We start from the raw sequence: 12,445 nt of genomic DNA, 5'->3' as shown, positions 1-12,445 counted from the left end.
GCGCCCAGTGCGCACGGGTCGCACATCATACAAAAAAGCCCCGCGCCTGCGAACCCCGCATAGCAGGACTCTGACGGGGGGCTTTTCTGATAAATGTGTATTAAGGGTGTGCCAACAGCTCGGTCAGGCCGGAAACTTCGGCAATCTCGCGCATGTCTTCAGGCAAGGCACGGATACTGAGCGGCTTTTTTGCCGCTTCGGCATCGCGCATGAAGCACAGCAGCAACGACAGACCGACGCTGCTGGACTTGGTCACCGCCGAACAGTCAACCACCAGCGCAGGCGCATTGCTGGCCTTGATCAGTGCCTGGCCCTGCTTGCGCAGGTCAGGCCCGGTACGGTAATCGAGCACGCCGCTGAGCAACAGCTCGCCGGCGTCGCCGATACGAACAGCCGCCTCGGTCATTGCGCAGGCTTCCCGGCAGCTTTGTCGGTTTCTTCCTTGGCCTTGGCCACTTCACCGGCCCAACCATTGATGGTCTTGTCCAGGTTATTGCCATTGCGCTGCATCGCATCGGCGAACTGGTCACGGAACAGCTTGCCGATGTTGATGCCGTTGATGACCACGTTGCGCAGCTTCCATTCACCGTTGATTTTCGTCAGGGTGTAGGACACCGGATAGATCGCGCCATTGCTGCCCGAGACTTTCATCCCGACCTCGGCACGGTCGCCCGACTCCTCCCTGGCAGGGTCAACGACGATGCCCTGGTTGTTGTATTCCAGCAGAGCGTTGCCGTAAAACTGGAACAGACCACGCTTGAAGTTTTCCTGGAACGTCTGCATCTGCGCAGGTGTTGCCTTGCGCGAATACTTGACCGTCATGATGCTGCGCGAAATGCCCTCGGCATCGACTACCGGGCCGACAATGGTATTGAGCGCGTTATAAAACTGACTCGGGTCTTGCTTGTACTTTTCTTTGTTGGCAGTCAGGTCAGCCAACATTTTGTTGGTCGTGTCCTGCACCAGGTCGTGAGCAGAACCTGCCGCGTTAGCCATCAGCGGCAGCGCCGCCAGCAGCACCAGCAGGCCACGTCGCAAGGTAGAGATCATGAACAGATTCCTCATTTAGCGTCTTTATTGACCGTATTGAGCAGGAATTTACCGATCAGGTCTTCAAGTACCAACGACGACTGTGTGTCGTGGATTGTAGAGCCATCCTTGAGCAAGGCTGTTTCCCCGCCCACGCTGACACCGATGTATTTCTCGCCCAGCAGCCCCGCAGTGAGGATAGATGCCGTGGAGTCAGTCGGCAGGTTATCTACCTTCTTGTCCACCTGCATGGTCACTCGCCCGGTGAAGCTGTCGCGATCCAGATCGATTGCCGTGACCTTGCCGATGGTAACGCCGGCCATGGTCACTTTGGCTCTGACCGTCAAACCGGCGATATTGTCGAAATACGCGTAAAGTTTATAGGTATCGGCGGTGGGGCTGGCCGACAGGCCGCTGACTCGCAGGGCCAACAACAGTAAAGCCAGGATGCCAGCCAGCAAGAAAAGGCCGACACCGATCTCCACAGTGCGGTTTTGCATCAGAAATCTCCAAACATCAAGGCGGTCAAAATGAAGTCAAGGCCCAGTACCGCCAGCGAGGCGTACACAACGGTCTTGGTAGTGGCACGACTGATCCCTTCTGAGGTGGGCTCGCAGTCATAGCCTTGGAATACGGCAATCCACGTCACTACAAAGGCAAAGACAATGCTCTTTATGATGCCGTTGAGCACGTCACCGGTGAAGGTCACGCTGTTTTGCATGTTGGCCCAGTAGGAACCGTCATAGACGCCCAACCAGTCAACCGCCACCCACGAACCGCCCCAGATACCCACCACGCTGAAAATCATCGCCAGCAATGGCAGGGAAATGAAGCCGGCCCACAGGCGCGGGGCAACAATGTACTTGAGCGGGTCCACACCGATCATTTCCAGGCTGGACAGCTGCTCGGTGGACTTCATGTTGCCGATTTCGGCGGTCAGCGCCGAACCTGCACGCCCCGCGAACAGCAAGGCAGTAACCACCGGGCCGAGCTCACGCAGCAGGGTCAAGGCCACCATCTGGCCTACCGCCTGCTCGGAACCGTAGCTGGACAGGATGTTGAAGCCCTGCAGCGCCAGCACCATGCCGATGAACACCCCGGAGACCACAATGATCACCAGAGACATCACACCCACTGCGTGCAGCTGCTTGAGCAGCAGGCCGAAGCCCCCACCGATGCCGCCGCGGCCCAGCAAGGCGTGGAACAGGAAAATGGTCGAACGCCCCAGGACTTCGATGATGTCGATGCCCGAGCGACCGAAAAGGCGAACCTTTTCGATAAGAGATGTCTTGCGCATCAGCGCTTCCCCAGAAGATCTGAGCGGTAGTCCGCTGCCGGAAAGTGAAAAGGCACCGGGCCATCGGGATCGCCGGTCATGAATTGGCGGATACGCGGGTTATCGGCGTTCATCAGCTCTTCAGGCGTACCCTGCCCCAGCACCTGGCCATCACCCACTACATACAGGTAGTCGGCGATGCTCGCGGTTTCGGCCAGATCGTGGGAGACCACAATGCTGGTGATACCCAATGCATCATTGAGCAGGCGGATCAGACGCACCAGTACACCCATGGCGATCGGGTCCTGCCCCACGAATGGCTCGTCGTACATAAGGATCTGCGGGTCGAGGGCAATGGCCCGCGCCAGGGCGACACGGCGCTTCATACCGCCGGACAATTCGTCCGGCATCAGGTCGATGGCACCGCGAAGGCCAACGGCCTGCAGCTTCAGCAACACAATGTCACGAATCATTTCATCGGACAGCTGGGTATGCACCCGCAGCGGGAAGGCTACGTTTTCGAAAACATCGAGGTCGGTAAACAGCGCGCCGCTCTGGAACAGCACGCCCATATGCTTGCGCGCATCGAACAGATCGCTGCGCGACAGCGTCGGCAGGTTCTGGCCGTTGACCCACACTTCGCCGGCACTGGGGCGCAATTGCATGCCCATCAGGCGTAACAGGGTGGTCTTGCCGCAACCGGAAGGCCCCATGATGCCCGTGACCTTGCCGCGAGGAATGCGAATATCGACGTTATTGAAGATGCTGCGCGAACCGCGCTTGAAGGTAAGGCCCTTCAGCTCGACCGCGTAGGCGTTATCGGCACTCATCTAATCTCCTTGGGATGCAGCCTTTCACTCAGACACCATGTGTGCGACTTTGGTTTGCAACGGATGCGCAATAATTAGGCACATGGGTTGGGCGGACCGAACTGGCGGCGAACTATATCACCGCTGGTGCGGCGCCCCCAAGGCCGGAACAGCGCTCGTTCAGATTTAGGACAGGGAATAACCGTTACCGAAGGTGATTGGCTGGAACTTCGCGCACAAAGCCTGACGAACTTACGTGAGGGAATTGATCATTACCGCTATAATCGCCGCCTTTTCGTCAGGCTATACGATTTCAGACATGAGCCAATCCAGCGAACTTGTTCAATCCGCACAACGCACCATCCGCCTAGAGCTTGAAGCCGTAGAAGGCTTGCTGGCCCATATCAACGCGGATTTCGTGCGCGCCTGCGAGATGATCCTGGCCAGCAAGGGCCGCGTTGTCGTGGTCGGCATGGGTAAATCCGGCCACATCGGCAACAAGATCGCCGCCACCCTGGCAAGCACTGGGACCACCGCTTTTTTCGTGCATCCGGCCGAAGCCAGCCACGGCGACATGGGCATGATCACCAAGGATGACGTGATTCTGGCGCTGTCCAATTCCGGCACCACCAACGAAATCGTGACCCTGTTGCCGTTGATCAAGCGCCTGGGTATCCAGATGATCAGCCTCACGGGCAACCCGGAATCGACCCTGGCCAAGGCCGCCGACGTCAACCTCAACGTGCACGTGGCCCATGAGGCCTGCCCGTTGAACCTGGCGCCGACCTCCTCCACCACCGCTGCACTGGTCATGGGCGATGCCCTGGCGGTGGCGCTGCTGGAGGCCCGCGGGTTTACCGCAGAAGACTTCGCATTTTCCCATCCAGGTGGTGCCCTCGGCCGTCGCCTGCTGCTGAAAGTTGAAAATGTCATGCATTCGGGCGCCGAACTGCCAAGCGTTCCACGCGGTACCCTGCTCAGGGATGCGCTGATGGAAATGACCCGCAAGGGCCTGGGCATGACGGCAATCCTGGAGGCCGACGGACGCCTTGCCGGGATATTCACCGACGGTGATCTGCGCCGCACCCTGGACCGCACCATTGATATTCACACCGCCACCATCGACGCGGTGATGACACCCCACGGCAAGACCGCCCGCGCTGAAATGCTCGCGGCTGAAGCGCTGAAAATCATGGAAGACCACCGGATCGGCGCGCTGATCGTCGTCGATAACGATGATCGACCGATCGGAGCCCTTAACCTTGGCGACTTGCTGCGCGCAGGAGTGATGTAAATGACCAGCGATCTGTTGCAACGCGGTAAAAACATCAAGCTGGCGATTTTCGACGTTGACGGCGTGCTGACCGACGGCCGCCTGTACTTTCTCGAAGACGGCAGCGAATTCAAGACATTCAATACGCTCGATGGCCAGGGCATCAAGATGCTGATGGCAGCGGGCGTGCAAACGGCGATTATCAGTGGTCGAAAGACGCCGGTTGTGGAACGCCGCGCACAAAACCTCGGAATTGCTCACCTGTATCAGGGCCGCGAGGATAAACTGGTGGTGCTGGACGAGCTTCTTGGCCAACTCAACCTAAGCTATGAACAAGTCGCCTATCTGGGTGACGACCTGCCCGACCTGCCGGTGATTCGCCGGGTGGGCCTGGGCATGGCGGTCGCGAATGCCGCGGCGTTTGTGCGCGAACACGCCCATGGCATCACCACCGCCCGTGGCGGCGAAGGTGCTGCCCGCGAGTTCTGCGAGTTGATCCTGCGTGCCCAGGGCAGCCTTGAAGCGGCCCACGCCGCCTACCTATAGAGCGTTATATGCTGAGCAAAAAGATTCGCAACTTCCTGCTATTCGGGGTCATTGCCGCGCTGTTCCTGGCGGTGGGCTACTGGAATATCAGCCCGGAGCGCTTTCTCGACAAGCCTGTTGCGCAGGTTGACGAAGGTGTTATCGACTATTACGCCACCAACGCCTACAGCATTCAGTTCCTGCCAGACGGCAAGGTGCAGTATGAAATGACGTCGGACAAGGTCGAGCACTTGAAATCCTCTGAAGTCAGCCTGCTGACCAATCCGGACCTGAACCTGTATCGCGGCACCGAATTCCCGTGGCATGTCACCAGCAAACGTGGCGAGGTCAACCCGGACGGCACCGAAGTTGAACTGATCGACTCGGTCCGCGTCGCACGTACAGACGCGCAGAACCGCGACACCATCATTACCAGCAGTCGCATGACGGTATTCCCACAGAAGCAATATGCGCAGACCGAGCAAGACGTTAGAATCGACGGCGCTGGCGGTGTATCGACTGGCAAGGGAATGAAAGCGTATTTGAAAGAAAGCAGGATACACCTGCTATCGAACGTAAGAGGACAGTATGAGGCTCGTTAAAACCCTCCCTATTTTGCTCGGTCTGGGCGCAGCACTGGGAAGCGTGAGCGCCTGGGCTCTGCCGAACGATAGCCAGCAACCGATCCACATCTCGGCTGACGATGCGCAGCTCGATGACAAGCAAGGTGTTGCCACCTACACCGGCGGCGTCATCATCACCCAGGGTTCGATGAAGATCACCGGCAATACGGTGACCTTGACGCGTACCCAGGCCGGCGATATCGATGTCGTGACCTCAGTGGGCAACCTGGCTTACTTCGAACAGAAGCAAAAGGCAGAAGATCCAGGCCCGATGAAGGGCTATGGCAAGACCATTCAGTATCATGCCCTGCAGAATCGCATCGTCCTGATCGACCAGGCCAAAGTGCTCAGCGCCGACGGCAACTCGACTGAAGGCGAGAAAATCGTCTACAACACCAAGACCCAGGTCGCTCAGGCCGGTCGCGCCAATGGCAACAAGGTCACCGCACCTCGTCCACGTATCGACATGGTTATCCAGCCGAAGAAGAAGGCCGAGTAATGGCAACCCTGAAAGCCCAGCATCTGGCCAAGGCCTATAAAAGCCGCCAGGTGGTACGTGATGTCAGCCTGTCGATCGACAGCGGCCAGATCGTCGGTTTGCTCGGCCCCAACGGTGCCGGCAAGACCACCTGCTTCTATATGATCGTCGGGCTGGTCCAGGCGGATCAGGGTCGCGTATTGATCGACGACCTGGACGTCAGCCACCAGCCCATGCACGGTCGTGCACGCGCCGGTATCGGCTATCTTCCCCAGGAAGCGTCGATCTTCCGTAAACTGTCGGTAGCCGACAACATCATGGCGATCCTCGAGACCCGCAAGGAACTCGACCGCGACGGCCGCCGCAAAGAGCTGGAAAGCCTGTTGCAGGAGTTCCACATCAACCATATTCGCGACAACCTCGGCATGAGCCTGTCCGGTGGTGAGCGCCGCCGCGTGGAAATCGCCCGCGCCCTGGCCACCGCACCGAAGTTCATCCTGCTGGATGAGCCGTTTGCCGGCGTTGACCCGATTTCGGTCGGCGATATCAAGCAGATCATTCACCACCTCAAGGCCAAGGGTATTGGCGTGCTGATCACCGACCACAACGTCCGTGAGACGCTGGATATCTGTGAAACCGCCTATATCGTCAACGATGGTCAGTTGATTGCTGAAGGCGACGCCGAGACCATCCTGGCCAATGAACTGGTCAAGGAAGTTTACCTGGGTCACGAGTTCCGCCTGTAGACGGAGTGGTATCGCGCCTTTCGCCGGAGCGCGCAGGAGTCAATAGAAACCTTGGTTTTTTTATTGTTACCGCGCTCTAGGCAAAGGCCCTGATATCAGGCATATAATTTGCTTATGTTGGCGCTCACGCGCCCTGTCGTGGATGGCGCATTGCGCCGGCGAATAAGGTGTTAAGCCCCTGCCATGAAACCATCGCTAGTCCTGAGAATGGGCCAGCAGCTGACGATGACACCGCAGCTGCAACAGGCCATCCGCCTGCTCCAATTGTCGACCCTGGACCTGCAGCAGGAAATCCAGGAGGCCCTGGAGTCCAATCCGATGCTCGAACGCCAGGAAGAAGGCGACGACTTCGACAATGCCGACCCACTGGCCGACAACATCGAGCAAAAACCCAATCCCGACGTGCAGGAACCCTCCTACCAGGAAACCGCCCCTACGGTGGACAACCTGGAAGAAGGCGAATGGAACGAACGCATTCCCAACGAGCTTCCCGTGGATACCGCATGGGAAGACGTGTACCAGACCAGCGCCAGCAGCCTGCCGAGCAATGATGATGACGAGTGGGACTTCACCACCCGCACCTCGGCTGGCGAGAGCCTGCAGAGCCACTTGCTGTGGCAACTCAACCTGGCGCCGATGTCGGACACTGATCGCCTGATCGCAGTTACGCTCATCGATTGCATCAATAACCAGGGTTACCTGGACGAAACCCTCGACGAGATCCTCGAAGCCTTCGACCCGGAACTGGACATCGAGCTGGACGAAATCGAAGCCGTCCTGCACCGCATCCAGCAATTCGAGCCCGCCGGCATCGGCGCCCGCACGCTCAGCGAGTGCCTGCTGCTGCAACTGCGCCAGTTGCCTGCCAAGACGCCATGGCTCGCCGAGGCCCAGCGCCTGGTCAGCGACTACATCGATCTGCTGGGTAGCCGCGACTACAGCCAGTTGATGCGCCGCATGAAGCTCAAGGAAGACGACTTGCGCCAGGTCATCGAGCTGGTGCAAAGCCTCAACCCGCGCCCCGGTTCGCAGATTGAATCCAGCGAAGCCGAATACGTGGTTCCCGACGTGATCGTGCGCAAGGACAACGAGCGCTGGCTGGTGGAGTTGAACCAGGAATCGGTGCCACGCCTGCGGGTCAACCCGCAATACGCAGGTTTTGTACGCCGCGCCGATACCAGCGCCGACAATACCTTCATGCGCAACCAGTTGCAGGAAGCGCGGTGGTTCATCAAAAGCCTGCAAAGCCGCAACGAAACCCTGATGAAAGTCGCCACCCAGATCGTCGAGCACCAGCGCGGTTTCCTGGAATACGGCGACGAAGCCATGAAGCCGCTGGTGCTGCACGATATCGCCGAAGCGGTAGGCATGCATGAATCGACGATTTCCCGGGTAACCACGCAAAAATTCATGCATACCCCCCGTGGTATTTATGAGCTGAAATACTTTTTCTCCAGTCACGTCAGCACCTCCGAAGGCGGCGAATGCTCGTCCACGGCGATCCGCGCGATCATCAAAAAACTGGTTGCCGCGGAAAATCAGAAAAAGCCGTTGAGTGACAGCAAGATCGCTGGTTTACTGGAGGCACAAGGCATTCAGGTCGCCCGTCGAACCGTCGCCAAGTACCGCGAGTCCCTTGGGATCGCGCCTTCCAGCGAGCGTAAGCGGTTGATGTGACGGGCGGGCCACAGCGTTCCAGTGGTGGGTATTCCTGCCCACCGCTTTATGCACTGGCAACGAAGGAGAAGCTGTATGCAAGTCAACATCAGTGGACACCAGCTGGAAGTCACCAAGCCCCTGCGTGAATACACCGAGAGCAAGCTGAACAAGCTTGCGGGGCATTTTGACAAGATCACCAACGTGCAGGTCATCATGGAGGTCGATAAGCTCAAGCAGAAAATCGAGGCCACCCTGCACGTACCGAATGCCAAGCTCGTTGCCAATGCAGAACATGAAGACATGTACGCGGCGATTGACTCGCTCTACGACAAGCTCGACCGCCAACTCATAAAGCATAAGGAAAAGAATCTGCACCTGATGCAAGGTACAGGTCGTTAACCCTCCCCCATGATCCAACTTCAAACCATCCTGACCCCCGGCCGTTCCCTTGTGAACGTGCCGGGCGGCAGTAAAAAGCGCGCCCTGGAACAAATTGCCAACCTGATCAGCAGCCAAGTGCCTGAGCTGGAGATGCAAGATGTTTTCGAGGCTCTGATTGCCCGTGAAAAACTCGGCTCCACCGGTTTTGGCAACGGCATCGCTATTCCTCACTGCCGTCTCGAAGGCTGCGAGACCCCGGTCAGCGCCTTGCTGCACCTGGAAAAACCCATCGACTTCGACGCCATCGACGGTGCTCCGGTTGACCTGCTATTCGTGCTGCTGGTCCCGCAAGCCGCCACAGATGCGCATCTGGAACTGCTCCGGCAGATAGCCAGTATGCTCGACCGCAAGGAAGTACGTGACAAGTTGCGCAGTGCCAAAAGCAACGAGGCGCTGTATCAGGTCGTCCTGGATGAACAAAACGGGCAGTAATCATGCGTTTGATCATCGTCAGCGGCCGCTCCGGCTCAGGTAAAAGCACCGCCCTCAATGTGCTTGAGGACAACGGTTTCTATTGTATCGACAACCTGCCGGCCGGCCTGCTGCCGGAGTTGGCGGAGCGCGCCCTTATCCACACCGAGCTGGCGCAGCCGCTGGTCGCTGTGTCTATCGACGCCCGCAACCTGCCCAGCCACCTCTCGCGATTCCCGGAACTGCTGGAAGAAGTGCGCGCCAAGCACATTCATTGCGATGTGCTGTACCTGGATGCCGATGAAGAAACCCTGCTCAAGCGTTTCTCCGAAACCCGTCGACGCCACCCACTCAGCAGCGCCAACCGCTCCCTGGCCGAAGCCATTGAAGACGAGACCAAACTGCTGGGGCCGATCATTGATCTGGCCGACCTGAAGATCAACACCACCAGCCTGAACCTGTACCAGTTGCGTGACGCGATCAAGTTGCGCCTGCTGAATCAGCCCGAGCCGGGCACGGCGTTCCTGGTCGAGTCGTTTGGCTTCAAGCGTGGCATGCCGGTCGATGCCGACCTGGTGTTCGATGTGCGCTGCCTGCCCAACCCTTACTGGAAGCCGGAATTGCGCGATCAGTCGGGGCTGGATCAGCCCGTCGCCGACTACCTCGCCGCGCAGCCAGATGTGGAAGAGATGTTCCAGGACATCTCCAGCTACCTGCTTAAATGGTTGCCGCGTTTTGCCGCGAGCAATCGGGCGTATGTCACCATTGCCATTGGCTGCACGGGTGGCCATCACCGCTCGGTTTACCTGACTGAGCGGCTAGGCCAGGTGCTGCAACAAACCCTCAAGAATGTACAGGTTCGCCACCGCGACCTTAGCTGAAAGGAACACCTGCGCGATGCCCGCTCTGGAAATTGAAATCATCAACAAGCTGGGCCTGCACGCCCGGGCGTCGGCAAAGTTCGTCGGCGTGGCTGGAAAGTTTCCCTGCCAGATCCGCGCCGGGCGCACCCCGGAGTCCATGGTCGATGGCAAGAGCATCATGGCGATGATGATGCTGGCAGCTGGCAAGGGCACCACGATTCATCTGCGCACTGAAGGCGAGCAAGAGCAGGAAGCGATGGACGCTTTGGTTGGGCTGATCAACAACAAGTTCGATGAAGGCGAATAACCGCCGATGCGAGAGCTGGCTTCAGCCCAACGCCGTATCCATCACCATCATCAGGCAAAACCCGATACACAACCCCAGGCTGGCGAGCTTTTCGTGACCGTTGCGACGCGATTCGGGGATCACTTCATGGGTCACTACCAACAACATCGCACCGGCGGCCAGCGCCAACCCCAAGGGCAGCAATACCTCGGCCAGGCTCACCAGCCAGGCGCAGAGCATCGCAAATACCGGTTCAACCAATCCTGATGCGGCGCCGATCAGGAACGCCTTGATCCGCGACATCCCCGCCCCAGCCAATACCAGCGCGATCACCAAGCCCTCGGGTACATCCTGCAAGGCAATGCCCATGGCGAGACTGTCAGCATCCGCCATCCCTCCTCCCGCGGAGACGCCCACTGCCATGCCCTCGGGAATGTTGTGCGCAATGATGGCGAACACAAACAGCCAGATGCGCGGCGGGATCACCGGCTTATCCGGCGTCCCCACCAGCATCTCCGGGCTGGCGCCGGAGACCTTGCGATCCACCAGATACAACCCGAATGCGCCCAGCATGATGCCGAAGCTGATCAGCCCACCCGCCCCCCACGGCGAAAGCCCCAGGCCTTCAGCCGCTGCGATACCCGGCACGACCAGGGAAAAAGCGGTCGCTGCGAGCATCACACCTGCACCGAAGCCCAGCAAGGTATCGCTCAACGCTACCGGCATCCGCCGAATCACCAGGACCGGCACCGCGCCCAGCGCCGTACCGAGCGCGCAAATCGCGCCGCCCTGCAACGCGCGCAGGATACGCGGCTCAAGGTCCAACCAGGCCAGCCCATGGGCCACCAGCAATGCAGTCCCTGCCAATAACAGCAGTGAACCGAACGCATAACGGAACATTCGCACGCTGCTGATCGCCAGTGTTTCAGTGCCCATAATCGCCCTTAGATCTTGTTTTAGAGTGAATGTCAGGCCAAGGCGGCCTGGTAGCGGGCAGCAACTTCCGGCCAGTTAATTACGCTGTAGAACGCATTGATGTATTCAGGGCGACGGTTCTGGTAACGCAAATAGTAGGCATGTTCCCAGACGTCCAGACCGAGGATTGGCGTGTTGCCACTCATCAGCGGGCTGTCCTGGTTGCCGCTGCTTTCCACGACCAGTGTGTTTTTCGGGGTGACGCTCAACCAGGCCCAGCCACTGCCGAAGCGGGTCAGCGCAGCCTTGGTGAATGCCTCCTTGAAACTGTCAAAACCGCCCAATTGCTCATCGATAGCCTTGCCCAGCGCGCCTTCGGGTTTACCACCCCCTGTAGGTGACATGACCGCCCAGAACAACGAATGGTTTGCATGGCCGCCTCCTTGATTGACCACGGCAACGCGTAACTTCTCCGGTAGTTTCTGCACGCTGGACACCAGCTTCTCCACCGGCCAACCAGCGAATTCCGTGCCCTCCACGGCAGCATTCAGATTATTGATGTAAGTCTGGTGATGCTTGGTGTAGTGAATCTCCATGGTTTGCGCGTCGATATGCGGCTCAAGGGCGTCATAGGCGTAAGGCAGGGCCGGCAGGGTGTAAGTCATATCAATGTGCTCCATAGTGAGACGAGGTCGACTGCGGCGCAGCATCGCCCAGCAACCGGTGGGTGCGGGGGTACTCGCCGTGATCGCTGATGAAATTCAACAGCTCGACGTAGGTCTTGCTGCTCTGGTGCAACGCCGCCTCGCGCAACTGCGGGTTAAGGCGCGGGTCCTGCATGGTCTGCAACAATCGCTGGTGAATGGCGCAGAGGTATTCCGCGCTTTCCTCAGGTTGATTCAGGCGCAAGTGCAGGTCCGCCAGGTTGTGATGGGAAATGACACAAGCCGCCACTGCTTCGTCGGCATCCGCCCAGCGTTCGAACAACACTTGGGCCAGGGCCAGGGCTTGCAGATAAGCCTCGCGAGCATCCACCAGCTCGCCCGCCATAAAGCAGCGATTGGCCCGTTCGATCGTACGTTTCCAGTGCTCCATGGTGAGCCTCCAAAGC

The 12,445-nt window shown here is 58.8% G+C and carries 18 protein-coding genes; 10 read left to right on the top strand and 8 right to left on the bottom strand.

The features are described 5' to 3' along the window. Window positions 1–100 precede the first annotated feature (100 nt). The 5 genes from IH404_RS05830 to IH404_RS05810 are packed head-to-tail and all read right to left on the bottom strand — an operon-like array spanning window position 101 to window position 3,135. Window positions 101–406, bottom strand: a complete 306-nt coding sequence (locus tag IH404_RS05830) for an STAS domain-containing protein (protein ID WP_005784859.1) — start codon at window positions 404–406, stop codon at window positions 101–103. Next, entirely contained in the window at window positions 403–1,050 is a 648-nt protein-coding gene (locus IH404_RS05825) for an ABC transporter substrate-binding protein (protein ID WP_005784857.1), read from the bottom strand. The genes IH404_RS05830 and IH404_RS05825 overlap by 4 nt, the downstream gene beginning before the upstream one ends. A gap of 11 nt (window positions 1,051–1,061) precedes the next feature. Further along, entirely contained in the window at window positions 1,062–1,529 is a 468-nt protein-coding gene (mlaD, locus tag IH404_RS05820; protein WP_005784855.1) for an outer membrane lipid asymmetry maintenance protein MlaD, read from the bottom strand. Next, window positions 1,529–2,326, bottom strand: coding sequence for a lipid asymmetry maintenance ABC transporter permease subunit MlaE (gene mlaE, locus IH404_RS05815; protein ID WP_005784853.1), 798 nt, complete (start codon window positions 2,324–2,326; stop codon window positions 1,529–1,531). Before mlaE ends, mlaD begins: the two co-directional genes overlap by 1 nt. Next, a complete protein-coding gene (locus IH404_RS05810; protein ID WP_005784851.1) occupies window positions 2,326–3,135 on the bottom strand; it encodes an ATP-binding cassette domain-containing protein in 810 nt (269 codons plus the stop codon). Before IH404_RS05810 ends, mlaE begins: the two co-directional genes overlap by 1 nt. 298 nt (window positions 3,136–3,433) lie before the next feature. On the opposite strand from IH404_RS05810, the gene IH404_RS05805 reads away from it, so the two are divergent. The 10 genes from IH404_RS05805 (at window position 3,434) to IH404_RS05760 (ending at window position 10,440) form a co-directional block, all read left to right on the top strand. Beyond that, entirely contained in the window at window positions 3,434–4,408 is a 975-nt protein-coding gene (locus IH404_RS05805; protein ID WP_005784849.1) for a KpsF/GutQ family sugar-phosphate isomerase, read from the top strand. After that, on the top strand, window positions 4,409–4,933 hold the full coding sequence (locus tag IH404_RS05800; protein ID WP_005784847.1) for an HAD family hydrolase: 525 nt from the start codon (window positions 4,409–4,411) through the stop codon (window positions 4,931–4,933). An 8-nt stretch (window positions 4,934–4,941) separates the two neighbouring features. After that, window positions 4,942–5,514 (top strand): LPS export ABC transporter periplasmic protein LptC, encoded by a 573-nt coding sequence (gene lptC, locus IH404_RS05795; RefSeq protein WP_005784845.1) that lies wholly within the window; start codon window positions 4,942–4,944, stop codon window positions 5,512–5,514. Continuing rightward, the gene (lptA, locus tag IH404_RS05790) at window positions 5,501–6,034 is read left to right on the top strand and encodes a lipopolysaccharide transport periplasmic protein LptA (protein WP_005784843.1); all 534 of its coding nucleotides are present in this window, start codon (window positions 5,501–5,503) and stop codon (window positions 6,032–6,034) included. Before lptC ends, lptA begins: the two co-directional genes overlap by 14 nt. Next, window positions 6,034–6,759, top strand: a complete 726-nt coding sequence (gene lptB / locus IH404_RS05785) for an LPS export ABC transporter ATP-binding protein (RefSeq protein ID WP_005784841.1) — start codon at window positions 6,034–6,036, stop codon at window positions 6,757–6,759. Before lptA ends, lptB begins: the two co-directional genes overlap by 1 nt. Window positions 6,760–6,942: 183 nt before the next feature. After that, window positions 6,943–8,436, top strand: coding sequence for an RNA polymerase factor sigma-54 (locus IH404_RS05780; RefSeq protein ID WP_005784839.1), 1,494 nt, complete (start codon window positions 6,943–6,945; stop codon window positions 8,434–8,436). Between the two features lie 75 nt (window positions 8,437–8,511). Beyond that, window positions 8,512–8,817, top strand: coding sequence for a ribosome-associated translation inhibitor RaiA (gene raiA / locus IH404_RS05775; RefSeq protein WP_003171804.1), 306 nt, complete (start codon window positions 8,512–8,514; stop codon window positions 8,815–8,817). A gap of 9 nt (window positions 8,818–8,826) precedes the next feature. Further along, entirely contained in the window at window positions 8,827–9,291 is a 465-nt protein-coding gene (ptsN, locus tag IH404_RS05770; protein WP_005784836.1) for a PTS IIA-like nitrogen regulatory protein PtsN, read from the top strand. Window positions 9,292–9,293: 2 nt separating this feature from the next. After that, on the top strand, window positions 9,294–10,151 hold the full coding sequence (gene rapZ / locus IH404_RS05765) for an RNase adapter RapZ (RefSeq protein WP_005784834.1): 858 nt from the start codon (window positions 9,294–9,296) through the stop codon (window positions 10,149–10,151). Between the two features lie 16 nt (window positions 10,152–10,167). Beyond that, entirely contained in the window at window positions 10,168–10,440 is a 273-nt protein-coding gene (locus IH404_RS05760; protein ID WP_005784832.1) for an HPr family phosphocarrier protein, read from the top strand. A 21-nt stretch (window positions 10,441–10,461) separates the two neighbouring features. On the opposite strand, the gene IH404_RS05755 is transcribed toward IH404_RS05760, so the two are convergent. Genes IH404_RS05755 through IH404_RS05745 form a run of 3 tightly spaced genes read right to left on the bottom strand, consistent with a single transcriptional unit; the run spans window position 10,462 to window position 12,429 of the window. After that, complete coding sequence (locus tag IH404_RS05755) at window positions 10,462–11,355, bottom strand: ZIP family metal transporter (RefSeq protein WP_194440136.1); 894 nt, start codon at window positions 11,353–11,355, stop codon at window positions 10,462–10,464. Between the two features lie 32 nt (window positions 11,356–11,387). After that, window positions 11,388–11,999 (bottom strand): superoxide dismutase, encoded by a 612-nt coding sequence (locus IH404_RS05750; RefSeq protein ID WP_194440135.1) that lies wholly within the window; start codon window positions 11,997–11,999, stop codon window positions 11,388–11,390. 1 nt (window position 12,000) lies between these two features. Next, a complete protein-coding gene (locus tag IH404_RS05745; RefSeq protein WP_194440134.1) occupies window positions 12,001–12,429 on the bottom strand; it encodes a hypothetical protein in 429 nt (142 codons plus the stop codon). Between the last annotated feature and the right edge of the window lie 16 nt (window positions 12,430–12,445).

The sequence above is a fragment of the Pseudomonas sp. OST1909 genome (genome assembly GCF_015277575.1).
In the GTDB taxonomy this organism is placed as follows: Bacteria; Pseudomonadota; Gammaproteobacteria; order Pseudomonadales; family Pseudomonadaceae; genus Aquipseudomonas; species Aquipseudomonas synxantha_A.
The sequence above is the reverse complement of the archived record's forward strand: the minus strand, read 5'-3'. Positions and strand labels throughout refer to the sequence as shown.